Source organism: Paraburkholderia sp. 32 (assembly GCF_050435345.1).
GTDB lineage: Bacteria > Pseudomonadota > Gammaproteobacteria > Burkholderiales > Burkholderiaceae > Paraburkholderia > Paraburkholderia tuberum.
Genome location: NZ_JBNDKD010000003.1, coordinates 2,784,087 through 2,800,384, shown reverse-complemented (window position 1 = coordinate 2,800,384; position 16,298 = coordinate 2,784,087). Strand labels below are relative to the sequence as shown.

General features: G+C 62.8%; 15 protein-coding genes and 2 pseudogenes. 9 read left to right on the top strand and 8 right to left on the bottom strand.

Features of this window, described 5'->3' with window-relative positions:
• The first annotated feature begins 75 nt into the window (after positions 1 to 75).
• Both pth and hisC read left to right on the top strand, forming a co-directional pair.
• Entirely contained in the window at positions 76 to 681 is a 606-nt protein-coding gene (gene pth / locus OKW26_RS35815; protein WP_090802935.1) for an aminoacyl-tRNA hydrolase, read from the top strand.
• A gap of 50 nt (positions 682 to 731) precedes the next feature.
• Positions 732 to 1,811 carry a histidinol-phosphate transaminase gene (hisC, locus tag OKW26_RS35810; RefSeq protein WP_429356562.1) on the top strand — a complete coding sequence of 360 codons (1,080 nt, stop codon included), beginning with the start codon at positions 732 to 734 and terminating at the stop codon, positions 1,809 to 1,811.
• A gap of 78 nt (positions 1,812 to 1,889) precedes the next feature.
• On the opposite strand, the gene OKW26_RS35805 is transcribed toward hisC, so the two are convergent.
• A complete protein-coding gene (locus OKW26_RS35805; protein WP_184062491.1) occupies positions 1,890 to 2,147 on the bottom strand; it encodes a YfhL family 4Fe-4S dicluster ferredoxin in 258 nt (85 codons plus the stop codon).
• 33 nt (positions 2,148 to 2,180) lie between these two features.
• Complete coding sequence (locus OKW26_RS35800; protein ID WP_429356561.1) at positions 2,181 to 2,879, bottom strand: hypothetical protein; 699 nt, start codon at positions 2,877 to 2,879, stop codon at positions 2,181 to 2,183.
• Between the two features lie 1,147 nt (positions 2,880 to 4,026).
• Between OKW26_RS35800 and OKW26_RS35795 the strand changes: the two genes are divergently transcribed.
• Entirely contained in the window at positions 4,027 to 4,374 is a 348-nt protein-coding gene (locus OKW26_RS35795) for a winged helix-turn-helix domain-containing protein (RefSeq protein WP_184062495.1), read from the top strand.
• Positions 4,375 to 4,860: 486 nt separating this feature from the next.
• On the opposite strand, the gene coaD is transcribed toward OKW26_RS35795, so the two are convergent.
• Both coaD and rsmD read right to left on the bottom strand, forming a co-directional pair.
• The gene (gene coaD / locus OKW26_RS35790) at positions 4,861 to 5,376 is read right to left on the bottom strand and encodes a pantetheine-phosphate adenylyltransferase (RefSeq protein ID WP_429356560.1); all 516 of its coding nucleotides are present in this window, start codon (positions 5,374 to 5,376) and stop codon (positions 4,861 to 4,863) included.
• A 100-nt stretch (positions 5,377 to 5,476) separates the two neighbouring features.
• Positions 5,477 to 6,111, bottom strand: a pseudogene (gene rsmD, locus OKW26_RS35785) (16S rRNA (guanine(966)-N(2))-methyltransferase RsmD).
• Between the two features lie 250 nt (positions 6,112 to 6,361).
• Between rsmD and ftsY the strand changes: the two are divergent.
• Positions 6,362 to 7,513 (top strand): signal recognition particle-docking protein FtsY, encoded by a 1,152-nt coding sequence (gene ftsY / locus OKW26_RS35780; protein WP_429356559.1) that lies wholly within the window; start codon positions 6,362 to 6,364, stop codon positions 7,511 to 7,513.
• A gap of 105 nt (positions 7,514 to 7,618) precedes the next feature.
• Here ftsY and maiA read toward each other — a convergent pair whose 3' ends face one another.
• Positions 7,619 to 8,263: a maleylacetoacetate isomerase gene (gene maiA / locus OKW26_RS35775; RefSeq protein WP_184062501.1), complete on the bottom strand. Its 645-nt coding sequence runs from the start codon at positions 8,261 to 8,263 to the stop codon at positions 7,619 to 7,621.
• Between the two features lie 34 nt (positions 8,264 to 8,297).
• Entirely contained in the window at positions 8,298 to 8,996 is a 699-nt protein-coding gene (locus tag OKW26_RS35770) for a fumarylacetoacetate hydrolase family protein (RefSeq protein ID WP_429356558.1), read from the bottom strand.
• A 222-nt stretch (positions 8,997 to 9,218) separates the two neighbouring features.
• Here OKW26_RS35770 and ybiB point away from each other — a divergent pair, with 222 nt between their 5' ends.
• Both ybiB and OKW26_RS35760 read left to right on the top strand, forming a co-directional pair.
• Positions 9,219 to 10,190, top strand: coding sequence for a DNA-binding protein YbiB (ybiB, locus tag OKW26_RS35765; RefSeq protein ID WP_429356557.1), 972 nt, complete (start codon positions 9,219 to 9,221; stop codon positions 10,188 to 10,190).
• Between the two features lie 382 nt (positions 10,191 to 10,572).
• A pseudogene (locus OKW26_RS35760) lies at positions 10,573 to 11,559 on the top strand (2-isopropylmalate synthase); the annotation flags it as partial.
• Between the two features lie 197 nt (positions 11,560 to 11,756).
• Here OKW26_RS35760 and OKW26_RS35755 read toward each other — a convergent pair.
• On the bottom strand, positions 11,757 to 12,140 hold the full coding sequence (locus OKW26_RS35755) for a nuclear transport factor 2 family protein (RefSeq protein ID WP_008921685.1): 384 nt from the start codon (positions 12,138 to 12,140) through the stop codon (positions 11,757 to 11,759).
• Positions 12,141 to 12,181: 41 nt separating this feature from the next.
• The gene (locus tag OKW26_RS35750) at positions 12,182 to 12,754 is read right to left on the bottom strand and encodes an acyloxyacyl hydrolase (protein WP_429356556.1); all 573 of its coding nucleotides are present in this window, start codon (positions 12,752 to 12,754) and stop codon (positions 12,182 to 12,184) included.
• Between the two features lie 355 nt (positions 12,755 to 13,109).
• On the opposite strand from OKW26_RS35750, the gene rpoH reads away from it, so the two are divergent.
• The 3 genes from rpoH to OKW26_RS35735 all read left to right on the top strand — a co-directional run bounded on the left by rpoH (position 13,110) and on the right by OKW26_RS35735 (position 16,297).
• Positions 13,110 to 14,045: an RNA polymerase sigma factor RpoH gene (rpoH, locus tag OKW26_RS35745; RefSeq protein ID WP_184026837.1), complete on the top strand. Its 936-nt coding sequence runs from the start codon at positions 13,110 to 13,112 to the stop codon at positions 14,043 to 14,045.
• A gap of 409 nt (positions 14,046 to 14,454) precedes the next feature.
• Entirely contained in the window at positions 14,455 to 14,715 is a 261-nt protein-coding gene (gene cydP, locus OKW26_RS35740; RefSeq protein ID WP_018419327.1) for a cytochrome oxidase putative small subunit CydP, read from the top strand.
• A complete protein-coding gene (locus OKW26_RS35735; protein ID WP_429356555.1) occupies positions 14,705 to 16,297 on the top strand; it encodes a cytochrome ubiquinol oxidase subunit I in 1,593 nt (530 codons plus the stop codon). Before cydP ends, OKW26_RS35735 begins: the two co-directional genes overlap by 11 nt.
• Position 16,298 lies beyond the last annotated feature (1 nt).

Here is a 16,298-nt window from a genome sequence, read left to right as displayed (position 1 = left end):
TCGCCCTGGCGGGTTTTTTTTCGGCTTTTCTAGTCCGGTACGTTTCACTTCCTGACTTGGTGGACTCACGCAATCATGATCAAGCTGATCGTCGGGCTCGGCAATCCGGGCGCCGAATACACCGCGACGCGTCACAACGCCGGCTGCTGGCTGGTCGATCAACTCGCGCGCGAGGCCGGCACCGCGCTGCGCGACGAGCGGCGCTTTCACGGCTTTTACGCGAAAGCGCGGTTGCATGGCGAGGAAGTGCATCTGCTCGAGCCGCAAACCTACATGAACCGCTCTGGTCAATCGGTCGTCGCGCTCGCGCAATTCTTCAAGATTCTTCCCGACGAGATCCTCGTCGCGCACGACGAGCTCGACATGCCACCCGGCAGCGTCAAGCTGAAGCTCGGCGGCGGCAGCGGCGGGCATAATGGGCTGAAGGACATCAGCGCGCATCTGTCGTCGCAGCAATACTGGCGGCTGCGGATCGGCATCGGCCATCCGCGCGATCTGATTCCCGAAAGCGCGCGCGCCGGCGCGAAGCCGGACGTCGCGAACTATGTGCTGAAGCCGCCGCGGCGAGAAGAGCAGGAGGTCATCGACGCGTCGATCGAACGCGCGCTCGCGGTGATGCCGCAGATCATCAAGGGCGAGCTCGAACGCGCAATGATGCAACTGCATCGCAACAACAGCTGACGCGCGCCACACTCATCGACACCCGCAATCGGCCCCGCAAGGAGAATCGCTTGAGCCGCTACTGGAGCGACATCGTTCACCGTCTGACGCCGTACGTGCCGGGCGAGCAGCCCGCGCTCGCGCATCCGGTGAAGCTGAATACCAACGAGAATCCGTATCCGCCGTCGCCGCGCGTGCTAGACGCGATCCGCCGCGAGCTCGGCGACACGGCCGACGCACTGCGCCGCTATCCCGATCCGAGCGCACGCAAGCTGCGCGAAACGGTCGCCGCGTATCGCGGCATCCGCGCCGAGCAGGTGTTCGCGGGCAACGGCTCGGACGAGGTACTCGCGCTAACGTTCCAGGCCTTGCTCAAGCACGACAAGCCGCTGCTGTTTCCCGACATCACTTACAGCTTCTATCCGACCTACGCGAAGCTGTTCGAGGTCGACTACCGGACCATCCCCCTCGACGACAGCTTCGCGATCGACGTCGACGACTACACGGTGCCCAACAGCGGCATCCTGTTTCCGAATCCGAACGCGCCGACCGGCCGGCCGCTGCCGCTCGCGGAAATCGAACGCCTCGTCGCGAGCCATCCTGATTCGGTCGTGGTGATTGACGAAGCGTATGTCGACTTCGGCGCCGAGTCGGCGATTGCGCTGATCGCGCGCTATCCGAATCTGCTCGTCGTGCAGACCGTGTCGAAGTCGCGTTCGCTCGCCGGCATGCGCGTCGGCTTTGCGTTCGGCGATCCTGCGTTGATCGATGCGCTCAATCGCGTGAAGGACAGCTTCAATTCGTACCCGCTCGACCGCCTCGCGCAAGTCGCGGCCACCGCCGCCTACGAAGACGACGCGTGGTTTCGCGAATGCTGCGCGAAGGTGATCGCGAGCCGCGAACGGCTTGCGGCGGAATTGACCGCGCTCGGCTTCGAGGTGGTGCCATCGGCGGCGAATCTGCTGTTCGCGCGGCATGGGGGGTACGACGCGGCGACGCTCGCGTCGCGGCTGCGGCAAAAGGAAATTTTCGTGCGGCATTTCAACGCGCCGCGCATCGACCAGCATTTGCGGATCTCGGTCGGCACCGACGCCGAATGCGACATACTGCTCGACGCTTTGCGCGGCATTTTCAGCGCTTACGTCGGATAACGGAAACGCCGCCCCCAAAAGAAAACGGCGAAGGCCCGCAGGCCTTCGCCGTTTTCTTTTGCGCGTCTCCCGCGAACGTCAGGTGCCCTTGGCGGCCTGCAACGCGTGATATTTCGCCATCAAACCTTCGGGCGTTTCCAGGTGGTTCGGGTCACGCGGAATGCACTCGACCGGACACACCTGAACGCATTGCGGCTCGTCGAAATGACCGACGCACTCGGTGCACTTCTTCGGGTCGATCACATAGATTTCCGGGCCCATCGAAATCGCGTCGTTCGGGCACTCGGGCTCGCAGACGTCGCAATTGATGCACTCGTCGGTAATCATCAGGGCCATGCCGCCACCAACTTTGCTAGAGAAAACAATACATTATAGCTTTTTCGCCCCCGCACGGCCGTGCAATCCCACGCCAGGATCATGGACGGCTGCGCTTCTCGGCCAGGTAGCCTTCGTCGCAAACTGGTTGGCATATGCGCTGTTCAACGCCAACTGGATGCTGAACATGCCATTCGACACGCGGGAATTGCCGGGCTGTTTCGGCAACAAGGCCAGCAGTGCCTTCATCACATACAGAATGATTAGCGCGCCGGCCAGATCACCCACAAACATCGTGAAGAAGCTTTCGAACCAGTTCTTCGTCGTACCGGCCAGCGCGAACCACAGGTGGTGAAACAGCGTATTTGCTCCCGAATAGGCGACAGCCAGAACAAGCAGCCGCTTCGGCGTCAGGTTCGTCAGCGATGCGCGCAGATCGAAATACTCGAGCGCAAACCTGTAGACCAGATACGGTGCCAGTGACCCAAGCAAAGCGCCTGCTATTGCACGCACCGGGTCATGCGGAAACCAGTACAGAAAGTCTGTAATCAGTCCGGCAAGCAGCAAGCCGAGTGCACCATCGAATCCAACCAGCAACGTGCTGAGAAGCCGAACACCAGACGGCAGGAAAATCCAGTTGACGCCTCGCACGAAAGACGTGTGCGTAAACACCTCCTGATTGATCCACAGCGACGCCAGGAACGCGATCAGGGTCCCAACGATCGACCAAAAATGCAAACGTAAGCTAGACATTGCGGTGAGCCATCCTCGGTTGCTTTTGCCGAATGCATCATAGCGTGCCCATATGGCGTTCCGCGAGCACAAGTAGCAGGCTTTCGGTCACAGATATCGTGACGCTCACGGAAAAAATTTCGCGAGGCCCTCAAGTTCTGCGCGACGCGACCGAAAACCCATGTATAGCTTTATGCCCGGCTCGACAAGCATGCAGAGCCGCGTCCATATTGATATGCTTTTTATAGCGATGAATCTGAGAGAACAGGCTGGAACGGAACGCGCTATCCGGACGAACCGGTGGCTATCGGCACGCCGACCAGTAGGCCGCCCGCCTGCTGCATGGCTCGCGTGCTATCCCGTCTTTCAAGATGCGTTGCTCGGCTGCGAAACAAGGTTGGGGGCGCTTCCTGACTTCGTCAGGCGCGCTGCTTTGGAAAGGCTGGGTGGCTCCAATTATTCGTGTGTGCCCACTTCAGTACTTGATGAAGTCCGCGCCTCTTACCTGGAACTTCGCAGCACATGCGTCGCAGAAGAAGTACGTCGATACCTGTCTGATACCGAGGACAGTCTGCTGGCGTCACACGAATCGTCGGACGCCCTTGAAACCCTGGCGGCGGGAATGCCGCGGATGCTGGTTCCGCCTGTCGCTCGCCCTCCGTGTCTGCTGAGTTCTGGCAACGGAATGTTTCTCGGGGGCTGGGCGCGGTTTGTTGCGTACTGGTGTCGGAAAGACCCAACGATTCCGCTACTCGCGGTAGATTGGCCGATCCTCTACGAGCACGTAGCGCCCTACAGCCTTCGCCACTTGATCGACGATCCTGGTTTTGCATCGACCGGTTGAATCCGCCTTCGGAAAGCAGCCAATCGTCCTCCAGCGACGGCTCGAGTCGATCACCCCCACGAACCTTGGCAACGCGCGACTTTATCGTTATAGTTTTTGTAACGGCCAAACCTGAGAGAAATGGTTCGCGTGGAACTCGATGTGCGTGAAGACTTCCTGGTCGATCCAGAGCGACAGCGCGAACGCGATGGCCGTGCCCGCGACCGGGAGCACACCCAAACGTAAGCTGGACATGGAGATAAAATAGAGAAGCCCGGTTGTCGCAGGGCATCAAGGTTCGCTTTCCGCGCTCGGGTGAGCGGCGTTTTCGTTGGAGCGATGGTCATGAGCCGCCCTGCTGATATCTATCTTCGATTTCTTCAATTGACCGAAGCACTGCGAGGTCTTCCCGCACTTCCCGCGCTCGATCCGCTCGAAGAAAAGATCCTGGAGTTCGTTGCTCGCATGAGGCAAAAGAACGAACGCCTGTCGGTTCGAGACATGATGGCCCAAAGTGCGCTGGGGTCGCCGGCTACCTTGCATGCCCGTATCACGTCAATGCGCGAAAAGGGCTGGCTCCTGCTCAACGACACCGAAGACGCTCGCCGCAAACAGGTCGAGCTGACGCCCGCGGCCCTCCGGCACTTCGACAAACTTGCCGAGGCGTTCACGAAAGCTGCGAAGGGAAGCTGACATTGTTCTGCTTCGGTTAAGCCGGCACTATCCGGTTAGGAAAAACTCCTCATTCCTCTTGCAATGCCCGTCTAGTTGCTCCGCTCCAGCAATTCCACGTATGCGGCACCTGTCACCCTGTTGAAATCCATCGTACCGTACTGGTGCGCTTCGTCAGTTCATACTCGGCGAATTGGACAAAGGTATATCGATTGCCCACGCCCGTGACGTTTTCCGGATAGGGTTCCGTAGGAACCTGACAAGCCGGCGTGACTATTGATGAACGCCCCGTTTGCGATGAAGAGACAATTCTTGTTCTTCGCATCATCATTGACATCGCAGCTTGCGCGAACCATCGAATACACCGATGCCCGTGCATAACGACAGGATTGACGTTCGCCGCCAATACGGCTCGCCAACATTACTTGGAACAGCCGACCGATGCACCTGGCGCCGATCACCGAGGCCTGGCCGGTCTTGATCCGTCAAAACCGGCATTCGCGCGACTCAGGCGCAGGTCCCCTGAGCGCCGTCCTGCGGATCCAGCGAAGCGACCTTCTCCTTCAGCCATTTTTCGACGGACGGGAACACGAACTTGCTGACGTCGCCGCCCAATTGCGCGATCTCGCGCACGATCGTGCCCGAGATGAACTGATACTGATCGGACGGCGTCATGAACATCGTCTCGACGTCGGGTAGCAGATAACGGTTCATGCCCGCCATCTGGAACTCGTACTCGAAGTCCGACACCGCGCGCAGCCCCCTGACGATCACCCGCGCGTTGTTGGTCCGCACGAAGTCCTTCAGCAGTCCCTTGAAGCTCATCACCTGGACGTTCGGATAGTGGCCAAGCACCTCATGCGCAATCGCGAGGCGCTCCTGGAGAGTGAAAAACGGCTTCTTGGCACGGCTGTCGGCCACACCCACCACCAGCGTGTCGAAAATGCTCGACGCGCGCCGAACGAGGTCTTCGTGACCGCGCGTCAGCGGGTCGAACGTGCCCGGGTACACGGCGACTACCATGAGACTTCTCCTCTCTTCAGACAAAAGGGCACGTCCGGGCGACGCATTTCGCACCGGCGCGGATGACGATAAACCGCCCGGCCCTTTTTTGGAACGCGCATTATTCCTTATTTTCGCGCTGCAGCAAATGAAAGTGCACAGCGCCCGCTTTGCCCTGCCGAACGAGTTCCCAGCCTGACAGCGGCTCGTGAGCGGCCGGTTCGAGCGCTTCGCCGGCCTCGACATAAAGATAGCCGTCGGCGCGCACGAGCGGCACGGCCACCGCGAGCGCCTTGCCGAGCAGGTCGGCATCGAACGGCGGATCGAGGAACACTACGTCGAATGAGCCTGGCGCGAGACTCGCCGCAAGACGCAGGCCGTCCGCCTCGGCGATTTCGATCATGCGTGCATCGAGCCGCTGCTGGTTTGCGCGCAACTGGCCGGCAGCGCGCGCATGACGCTCCACCATCAGCACGCGAGCGGCGCCGCGCGACGACGAGATGGAGGAGAAGAGGCGGCCTCGAAGCCGAGCGCCCCACTACCAGCAAACAGATCGAGGCAGTGCTGGCCGTCCAGACGCTGGCCGAGCCAGTTGAACAGCGTTTCGCGGACGCGGTCGGGCGTCGGGCGCAAGCCGTCCAGATCGAGCACGGGCAGCGGCGTGCGTTTCCAGTCGCCGCCGATGATGCGAATGGCATGCGGTTTGCCACTTTTGGACGAAGCGCCAGCGGCGCGTGAAGGTGCTAAACGAGGCATGCAGTATCGTGCAGTTTCAGCTAGGTGATGAACACGCCCGCGGCGTCGATGCGCGCGGGCCGGAGCGCTCACGTTACCACAGGGGTGGCGCGCGTCCAGCCTGGCCGAGCGGCCAATACGACGCGCCGCAGCACGCCTGATAAAATGTGCGGCTGCCAGCGCCCCGCCTTTTCGCATCCCGGCGCTGCCCACCGCTTCGCCGGTCCCGTGCCGGCTGCGCGCATCGGCGCGCTCTCCCATACGTCAGATCATGTTCAGCTTTTTCAAACGATTCAAGGGCTCGAAAGAGTCCGATACCGCCGCAGACGAATCGCTGGCGGCGCAAGACGGCGCGGCACCCGAGGCCGAGGCCGCACCCGTTGCGCCCGCCGAACCCATCGAGCCTAACGCGCCCCCCGTTCCGCCTGCGGCCACGACCATCATCGAGCCGCAGCCCGAGCCGCCAGACGCTATGCTCGATACCGTTGAAATCGTCCCACCGCCCGTGCAGGACGCCGGCGCGAAGCGCTCGTGGCTCACGCGCCTGAAGAGCGGCCTCGCGAAAACCAGTTCGAACCTGACCGGCATTTTCGTCGGCACGAAGATCGACGAGGACTTGTACGAGGACCTCGAAACCGCGCTGCTGATGTCGGACGCCGGCGTCGAGGCGACCGAATTCCTGCTCGAAGCGCTGCGTGAGAAAGTGCGCAGCGAACGCCTGACGGCCCCCCAGCAGGTCAAAACCGCCTTGCGCACACTGCTCGTCGAATTGCTCAAGCCGCTCGAAAAATCGCTGATGCTCGGCCGCGCGCAGCCGCTCGTGATGATGATCGCCGGCGTCAACGGCGCGGGCAAAACCACGAGCATCGGCAAGCTCGCGAAGCATCTGCAGAGCTTTGACCAATCGGTGCTGCTCGCCGCCGGCGACACGTTCCGCGCCGCCGCGCGCGAGCAACTCGCCGTGTGGGGCCAGCGCAACAACGTGACCGTGGTCGCGCAGGAAAGCGGCGACCCGGCCGCGGTGATCTTCGACGCGGTCGGCGCCGCGCGCGCGCGCAAGATCGACGTGATGATGGCCGACACGGCCGGCCGCCTGCCCACGCAACTGCATCTGATGGAAGAACTGCGCAAGGTGAAGCGCGTGATTGGCAAGGCGCAGGACGGCGCGCCGCACGAAGTGCTGCTCGTGATCGACGCGAACACCGGCCAGAACGCGCTCACACAGGTCAAGGCGTTCGACGACGCGCTCGGGCTCACCGGCCTGATCGTCACCAAGCTCGACGGCACCGCGAAGGGCGGCATCCTCGCGGCGATCGCGCGGCAGCGGCCGATTCCGGTGTATTTCATCGGCGTCGGCGAAAAGGTCGAGGACCTGCAGCCGTTCAGCGCGGAGGAGTTCTCGGACGCGCTACTGGGCGGCTGATCGCGTGATCGTTGCGGCGCTCGCGGCGAACCAAAGGAAAAGGGCACTCCGCGGAGCGCCCTTTTTTCGTTTCAAGCTACCGTCGACGTGTCAGCGATCCCGGGCTCACTCCGCGTCCGGCTGCACGCCCGGCGCCGCGCGCGCGAACGCGTCGAGTTGCATCGCATGATCGTAGATGCGCTGGATCGTCGGAAACTTTGCGGTGTCGACCTTGAAGCGCTGCGCGTTGAATACCTGCGGAATCAGGCACGCGTCGGCGAGTGTCGGTGCGTCGCCGAAACACAGTTTGCCGGTGCGCGCGTCGCCGGCAAGATGCGTCTCCAGCGTCGCGAAGCCCGCGTCGATCCAGTGCCGGTACCACGCGTCCTTCGCGTCGTCGTCGACTCGCAACGTGTGCTTCAGATAGCGCAGCACGCGCAGATTGTTCAGGGGATGAATCTCGCACGCGACCTGCAGCGCCACCGAGCGCACATACGCGCGATCGAGCGGTGCCTTCGGTAGCAGCGGCGGCTCGGGATGCGTCTCCTCGAGATACTCGATGATCGCGAGCGACTGCGGCAGCAAATGACTGCCGTCGGCGAGCGTCGGCACGATGCAGTCGGGGTTGATCTTGCGATACGCGGGCTTCAGCTGCTCGCCGCCTTCGCGCACGAGGTGCACGGGTACGTAGTCGTACGACAGGTTCTTCACGTTCAGCGCGATGCGCACGCGATACGACGCCGAGCTACGGAAATAGCTGTAGAGCTTCATGTTGTCTGCCTCCTCCACCTGCACGCAAGCCGTCTCAGACGACGCGCACGCTGAACTCGCCGAGCCCGTCCACGCCGCCCTTCATCAGGTCACCCTTGACGACCGCGCCGACGCCTTCCGGCGTGCCGGTGAAAATCAGGTCGCCAGGCCGCAGTTCGAACAGCGTCGACAGATACGCGATCGTCTCGGCCACCGACCAGATCAGCTGCGACACATCCGCGCGCTGCTTGTCCTCGCCATTCACCGACAGCCAGATCTCTCCTTTGCCGATGTGACCGACCGCCGAAGCCGGATGGATCGGGCCGAGCGGCGCCGAGTGATCGAAGCCCTTGGCGGTATCCCACGGACGACCCATTTTCTTCGCTTCGCCTTGCAGGTCGCGGCGCGTCATGTCGAGACCGAGCGCGTAGCCGTAGACGTGGTCGAGCGCGCGGTCGACGGGGATGTCTTTGCCGCCCTCGCCGATCGCCGCGACCATTTCCATTTCGAAATGGACGTTCCTGGTCTGCGACGGATACGGGAATTCGCCGGTCGTGCCCGGCGCGACGTACACGATCGCATCGGCCGGCTTCGTGAAGAAGAACGGCGGCTCGCGGTCCGGGTCGTGGCCCATTTCACGCGCGTGCGCCTCGTAATTGCGCCCCACGCAGTAGATGCGGCGCACCGCGAACTGCTCGCCCGACCCCACGACCGGCACCGCGACCTGCGGTGCCGGTGCAAATACGTAACTCATCCCGTTCTCCGTTTTCCGATGTGCGCCGCCGAGGCGGCGAGAAACATCGAGTGTAACCCGCGGCACGGCGCGGAGGCGTGTCAGGCGGCCCGTCGCGCGCCACTGCGTGCCCGCTTCGTTGCTGTTCGCCCGCTCGCCATAGATGCGATACTCACACCGAACTGTTCCCCGAATGGCGTAGCGAACCGCCAGGCGCGGCACGCCACCCGCCTCTTGCGCACGATGACCGACTCCACCGATACCACTTCTCCCTTCCCCTGGGCCCGATTCATCAAGGAAATCGGCCGCGGCCCGAATGGCGCCCGCGCGCTGACCGCCGACGACACGCGCTCGCTCTACACCGCGATGCTCGACGGCCGCGTCGACGATCTCGAACTCGGCGCGGTGCTGCTCGCGTATCGCGTGAAAGGCGAAACCGCCGACGAACTCGCCGCGATGCTGGCCGCCGCGCATACGTCGTTCGAGCCGGTGCGGCTGCCGCACGGCGCGTTTCGGCCGGTGTCGATTCCGTCGTACAACGGCGCGCGCAAGCAGCCGAACCTCGTGCCGCTGCTCGCGCTGCTGCTCGCCCGCGAAGGCGTGCCGGTGCTGGTACACGGCGTCACCGAGGATCTGGGTCGGGTGACGAGCGCGGAAATCTTCACACATCTGCGCATCGCCCATGCGCAGTCGCACGCGCAGATCGAAGCTGGACTTGCGGAGCGCCGCGTCGCGTTCGCCTCGATCGACGTCCTGGCGCCCAAGCTCGCGCGCCTGCTCGCGCTGCGCCGGCGCATGGGCGTGCGCAATTCGACGCATACGCTCGTGAAGCTGCTGCAGCCGTTCGCGCCCGCGGGATTGCGGCTCGTGAACTACACGCATCCGCCGTATCGCGACAGTCTCACTCAGCTGTTCGTCACGCATCCCGATGCGGCCGTCGGCGGTGCGCTGCTCGCGCGCGGCACCGAAGGCGAGGCGGTCGCCGATACGCGCCGCCAGGTGCTGGTCGACTGGCTGCATGACGGCATCTGCGAGACGCGGCTGCCGCACGAGCGCTCGTCGCCCGATGCGCCCGAAGTCGAGCTGCCCGAAGCGCGCGACGCGGCGACCACGGCCGCCTGGATCGACGCCGTGCTGCGCGGCGAAGCGCCGGTGCCTGGCGCGCTCGAGCGGCAGGTCGAGCTGATCGTCGATATCGCGAAGACGGCGGCCTGACGGCCGCGGGTTGACAGGCCAACGCACGCCGTCATACATTTGGCCTCATGCGTTCCCTTCCGAACACCCTCCGAATTATCTCCGGCCGCCTGGCGCGGCCCCTATCGCTACGCCTGGCGTAAGTCTCGCGTAGCGCCCGCGCGCTGGCAGCTCCGGTTGCCGTCGGCGGTCCTCCCCGTAGTTCCCGCAGTTTCGCTTCACCCCCGTCGTAGTTCTCCACAACCTGTCGTCGTTTGCATTCGTCCGTTTACCGCGCGGACGATGCGAGAGGATCACATGTACGTTGCATGGGCAGCATCCGCAGCGTGCATGCGTGAACAGTCGGCCAACCGCTCGACGTCCCCACCCTCCGCCGACGACACCACGAATGAGGCACCTCTCCATGTTGCGCAATCCCGCTGAAAAGTACCGCCCTTTTCCCGTCGTCCGGCTGACCGGCCGCAAATGGCCGAGTCGCACGGTCGACGCCGCACCCGTCTGGATGAGCACGGACCTGCGCGACGGCAATCAGGCGCTGATCGAACCGATGAACGCTGCGCAGAAACTCGAATACTTCGAGATGCTGGTCGCGATCGGTTTCAAGGAAATCGAAGTGGGCTTTCCGTCGGCGTCGCAGGCCGATTTCGACTTCGTGCGCAAGCTGATCGACGAGCGACGCATTCCCGACGACGTCACGATCGAAGTCTTCGTGCCGTCGCGCACGGAGCTGATCGCACGCACGTTCGACGCGCTCGAAGGCGCGCCGCGCGCGATCGTGCATCTGTACAACGCGATCTGCCCGTCGTTTCGGCGCATCGTGTTCCAGCAGTCGAAGGATGAGATCAAGGCGCTCGCCGTCGAAGGCACGGGCCTCATCAAGGAACACGCGCAGGCGCGGCCGGGCACGCGCTGGACCTTCCAGTACTCGCCCGAGACCTTCAACACGACCGAGCTGCCGTTCGCGCGCGAGGTGTGCGACGCGCTCGCGCAAACGTGGCGGCCTACGCGCGATCACAAGATGATCGTCAACCTGCCGGCAAGCGTCGAAGCGGCCACGCCGAACGTGTTCGCCGACCAGATCGAATGGATGCATCGCAATCTCGGTTACCGCGACAGCATCGTGCTGTCGGTGCATCCGCACAACGATCGCGGCACCGCCGTGGCCGCGGCGCAGCTCGCGCTGCTGGCGGGCGCGGATCGCATCGAAGGCTGTCTGTTCGGCAATGGCGAGCGCACCGGCAACGTCGATCTCGTCACAGTCGCGATGAATCTCGACGCGATGGGTATCGACAGCGGTCTGGATTTCTCGGATCTCGCGACGATCCGGCGCGTGGCGGAGCGCTGCACGCGGCTTCCGGTGGCGGCGCGGCATCCGTATGCGGGACAGGTAGCGATGCGCGGCACGCGCGAGGCGCGCGACGCGGATGCCGATGTAGACGAGCACGGCGCAAACAGCCGCGACAAAGCTGGCGAATGCGCGACCGCGTGAATTCGCGTTGGGCCTCGAGCCTGCTGCAGCGGAGTGCACACCCACATTCCGCTGCCGCTGGAGACGCGCTCACGAGGCGCGCCCGCCCGATGAGAATCTCACTCGAGCGCGCAACGGGTCGCCTGCCACGCGATCAGTCGCCACTGCCCGTCTTCGTGCGTGTGAATCGCGGTATAGGCAATCGGAAACAGGAGCGCGCCGTTATTCGCCTCCATCTCGATCAGCGCGCGGCCCGTGACGACGTAGGTCTCGCGCCCGGCCGGCAAGACATCCTGCGACTGCACCTCGATTTGCCGATAACGACGGCGCCCCGCGGTGATCCCGTCGATGAACTGCCGCTTCGTCTCGCGCTTGCCATTCGTATGGACGTAGCTCACGTTGTCCGCGAGCAGCGTGTCGAGCGACTGCCCATCGCCATCGACCATCGCGCGAAAACGCTCTCGCTCGAGCCCGCGAATCGCTTCGATCATCTTTGCCGCCATTGCAGAGCCCCTCGAACACCGCGAGCCGCAGGCGGCCACGGTCAGAAGTGATATTGCAAATATAGCTGGCTGAAATTTATACCAGGATTCGGCTCTTTGATACCGCCATTGGAGACATGCTGGAAGCGGTAGCCGGCGACATACTGCTCACGAGCGCCGAACTGCAACCCGACGCCCGCCATCTCGGCGAACTGGAACGAGGTGCCCAATGTGAAGTCGGAAGAAATGCGCGGGCTGGTCAGCAGCCGGACGCCGGCACCCACCTCGATGAATGGCCGCACCGAACCCGACGACCTGATGAAGCGGATTACCGGCGTCACGCCGATCTCGCCGATGTTGTCGTGAACGTTTCCTTCATTGGTGTGCCACCACGCGACGTGCGCCCCGCCGAGCAGCGCGAAATGCCAGTCGCCGATCTGCCACCATGTCAGGCTTGGATCCCAGACCACGCCGAGATCGAGCGTCCTGACGTGATGGTCGCCGACGCCGGCGGCCACGTGCACGCCGAACTGCTCAGCTTGGGACGCGCCCGCCGCACCCAACAGCAGAACGAGCAGAACGGCAAACGTGCTTTTTAGAGTAAGCCCACGCACCACAAGATTCTGCCTGTTCATCCGCCCCCCATACTGCCGAGTATTAACCGAGCGCCCCCTTTACTCCAAGTACGAATTCAGGAGCAAGTATTTCCCAGATAATGCCAATGACCAGCAATTATTCTCTTTAAAACGGGGACGATGTCAGTCAAACATGAGCGTGCAACTGCTCCGGGCGGTACTTTGTACAGGTCCAACGCACAAGACAAATAGAGCGTATGATGGCTATTAGAAATCGAAACTCAATAGGATTTTCTGGAACTCAGATGCCCCTGCGACCTCTAAGTATTAGCACTCGGCAGATCTGAGTGCTAACATCCATCGCTGGAGTCGTTTACTGAGTACGCTATTGTCTGATTCCAAAGGAGCTTCACACGTGAGCCATGCAATGACCCTTCCGAGTACTTTGAGCCCGTCGTCGGCTAAGGCCGCTCCGGCAGGTGCACTGGCGCTCTCGCATTCCTCGCTGCTGTCTGGTCACCTGGGCAACATCGACGCCTACATCCAGGCGGTCAACCGGATTCCGATGCTGACGCCGGCGGAGGAACGCCAGTTCGCCACCGAATTGCGCGAACACGACAATCTGGAGGCTGCGCGCCGCCTGGTGCTGTCGCACCTGAGACTCGTCGTGTCCATCGCGCGTAACTACCTCGGTTACGGGTTGCCGCACGCCGATCTGATCCAGGAAGGCAACATCGGCCTGATGAAAGCGGTCAAGCGCTTCGATCCCGAGCAAAACGTGCGCCTCGTGTCGTACGCGATGCACTGGATCAAGGCCGAGATCCACGAGTACATCCTGCGCAACTGGCGCATGGTGAAGGTCGCCACCACCAAGGCGCAGCGTAAGCTGTTCTTCAACCTGCGCAGCCACAAGCAGGGGCTTGGCGCGTTCACGCCGGACGAGATCGAAGGTCTCGCGAAGGAGCTGAACGTGAAGCGCGAAGAGGTCGCGGAGATGGAGACGCGTCTGTCGGGCGGCGATATCGCGCTCGAAGGTCAGGTCGAAGACGGCGAGGAGTCGTACGCGCCAATCGCCTATTTGGCCGACTCGCATAGTGAGCCGACTGCCGTGCTGGCTTCGCGTCAGCGCGACCGGCTGCAAAGCGACGGCATCGCAAGCGCGCTCGACGCGCTCGATCCGCGCAGCCGCCGCATCATCGAAGCGCGCTGGCTGAAGGTGGCCGACGATGGCTCGGGCGGCTCCACGTTGCACGAGTTGGCCGACGAGTTCGGTGTGTCGGCCGAACGTATCCGCCAGATCGAAGCCAGCGCGATGAAGAAGATGCGCGGCGCGCTGACCGAATACGCGTAAAGCGTCGAAGCCATGCGCGCGTCAATTGTGTCCCGCCCATGACATAGGTAAAAACGACACGCGTTAATCGATCGCGCCATTTAGCGACCATCGCGCTCAAGTCCCGCCCTCGCAAGACGGCGGGGCTTTTTCATTCTTTTCGCCCTTTCTTGCGTCCCCGCGGCCGCGCATTCGCGTCGGCCTATCCGCAAGCCGGCCTGTCGAGGCCGGTAAGCGTTTCTTGACGTATCGCAAGTCCGGTAGCAATACTGCACAGACGCGGCAAGTTTCGCGACGTGTTGCCGCATGGCTAAACCTGAGCGCGCGAGGTTCACCTCCTACAATCGGCATGCATTCGCCAGACTGCCTGACGGCCAGGGCGGTCTGGATCCAGCCGGACTCACCGGCGTGAAGTCGTCTTCGACCGATCATGACCATAGCCCTGAATCGCAGCAGCACTGTCCGGTCGCGCTTGCGCGGCCGGTTCACCAGGTGGGTGCGCGGTCCAACGCTGGCGCGCGATATCGCCATCATCCTCGCCATCAAGTTCGTGCTACTGATGGCGCTCAAGTACACATTCTTCAATCATCCACAGGCGCAGCACATGATGCTGCCGCCTGAGCAGGTCGCGCAGGCGCTGCTGTCGGTGCCCGCCCCGCATCCGTCTCGAGGTGATCAACATGCCCGTTAGCGAAGTCGTAGAACTGTCGCGGTTCCAGTTCGCCATCACGGCGCTTTATCACTTTCTGTTCGTGCCGCTCACGCTCGGTCTCGCCTGGCTGCTCGTCATCATGGAATCGGTCTACGTGATGACCGGCAAGCAGATCTACAAGGACATGACGCAGTTCTGGGGCAAGCTGTTTGGCATCAACTTTGCAATGGGCGTCGCGACCGGCCTCACGCTCGAGTTTCAGTTCGGCACCAACTGGGCTTATTACTCGCATTACGTCGGCGACATTTTCGGCGTCCCGCTCGCCGTCGAAGGGCTGATGGCGTTCTTCCTCGAATCGACGTTCGTCGGTCTGTTCTTTTTCGGCTGGAACAGATTGTCAAAAATCCAGCATCTGATCGTCACGTTCTGTGTCGCGCTCGGTTCGAACCTGTCGGCGCTGTGGATTCTGATTGCCAACGGCTGGATGAACAATCCGGTCGGCGCGAAGTTCAACTATCAAACGATGCGCATGGAGCTCGACAGCATCGGCTCGGTGATCTTCAACCCGGTTGCACAGGTCAAGTTCGTGCACACGGTATCAGCTGGATACGTGACCGCGGCGATGTTCGTACTCGGCGTGTCGTCGTGGTATCTGTTGAAGCGCCGCGACACCGAGTTCGCGCTGCGCTCGTTCGCGATCGCCGCCGGCTTCGGCCTCGCGTCGGCGCTGTGCGTGATCGTGCTGGGCGACGAATCCGGCTATCGCACCGGTGAAGTCCAGCAGATCAAGCTCGCCGCGATCGAATCCGAATGGGAGACCGCGCCCGCGCCGGCACCGTTCACGATATTTGGCATCCCCAATCAGAAAGAGCAACGCACCGACTATGCGATCCGTGTGCCGTACGCGCTCGGCATTATCGCGACCCGCTCGCTCGACGAACCCGTGGTCGGCCTGCGCGACCTGATCGCCCAAAACGAAGGTCGCATCAAGGACGGCATGCTCGCCTATTCGGCGTTGCAGCGGTTAAAGGGCGGCGACTCCAGCGACGAGGCGCATGCGGAGTTCGACAAGTACAAGGACGATCTCGGCTACGCCCTGCTGCTCAAGCGGTTCACGCCGAACGTCATCGACGCGACGCCAGACCAGATCGCCGCGGCGGCAAGAAGCACGGTTCCGCCGGTGTTGCCGCTGTTCTTCTCGTTCCGCACGATGGTCGGCCTTGGCCTGCTGTTCCTCGCGACCTTCGTGCTCGCCTTCTGGTTCTGCGCGCAGCGCACGTTGCTGCTCGAAAAGCGTCGCTGGTTTCTGCGCTGGGCGGTCATCGCGATTCCGCTGCCGTGGCTCGCCGCCGAGCTCGGCTGGATCGTCGCGGAAATGGGCCGCCAGCCGTGGAGCATCGCGGGCATTCTGCCGACCAACCTGGCCGCGTCGACGCTGACGCCGCGCGATCTGTATCTGAGCATCGGCGGCTTCGTGCTGTTCTACACGGGGCTGTTCGTCATCGAGATCATGCTGATGTTCAAGTACGCACGGCTCGGCCCTTCGTCGCTGCATACGGGCCGCTATCACCACGAGATCGGACAGCCGGTGACGCAGCCACTGTCGAACACGGCCGCATGAC

What these genes read in the sequence shown, in the direction of transcription:
- pth (WP_090802935.1), top strand. Translation starts at nt 76, where the DNA reads ATGATCAAGCTGATCGTCGGGCTCGGCAATCCGGGCGCCGAATACACC.
- OKW26_RS35805 (WP_184062491.1), bottom strand. Translation starts at nt 2,147, where the DNA reads ATGGCCCTGATGATTACCGACGAGTGCATCAATTGCGACGTCTGCGAG.
- OKW26_RS35800 (WP_429356561.1), bottom strand. Translation starts at nt 2,879, where the DNA reads ATGTCTAGCTTACGTTTGCATTTTTGGTCGATCGTTGGGACCCTGATC.
- OKW26_RS35795 (WP_184062495.1), top strand. Translation starts at nt 4,027, where the DNA reads ATGAGCCGCCCTGCTGATATCTATCTTCGATTTCTTCAATTGACCGAA.
- coaD (WP_429356560.1), bottom strand. Translation starts at nt 5,376, where the DNA reads ATGGTAGTCGCCGTGTACCCGGGCACGTTCGACCCGCTGACGCGCGGT.
- ftsY (WP_429356559.1), top strand. Translation starts at nt 6,362, where the DNA reads ATGTTCAGCTTTTTCAAACGATTCAAGGGCTCGAAAGAGTCCGATACC.
- maiA (WP_184062501.1), bottom strand. Translation starts at nt 8,263, where the DNA reads ATGAAGCTCTACAGCTATTTCCGTAGCTCGGCGTCGTATCGCGTGCGC.
- OKW26_RS35770 (WP_429356558.1), bottom strand. Translation starts at nt 8,996, where the DNA reads ATGAGTTACGTATTTGCACCGGCACCGCAGGTCGCGGTGCCGGTCGTG.
- ybiB (WP_429356557.1), top strand. Translation starts at nt 9,219, where the DNA reads ATGACCGACTCCACCGATACCACTTCTCCCTTCCCCTGGGCCCGATTC.
- OKW26_RS35755 (WP_008921685.1), bottom strand. Translation starts at nt 12,140, where the DNA reads ATGGCGGCAAAGATGATCGAAGCGATTCGCGGGCTCGAGCGAGAGCGT.
- OKW26_RS35750 (WP_429356556.1), bottom strand. Translation starts at nt 12,754, where the DNA reads ATGAACAGGCAGAATCTTGTGGTGCGTGGGCTTACTCTAAAAAGCACG.
- cydP (WP_018419327.1), top strand. Translation starts at nt 14,455, where the DNA reads ATGACCATAGCCCTGAATCGCAGCAGCACTGTCCGGTCGCGCTTGCGC.
- OKW26_RS35735 (WP_429356555.1), top strand. Translation starts at nt 14,705, where the DNA reads ATGCCCGTTAGCGAAGTCGTAGAACTGTCGCGGTTCCAGTTCGCCATC.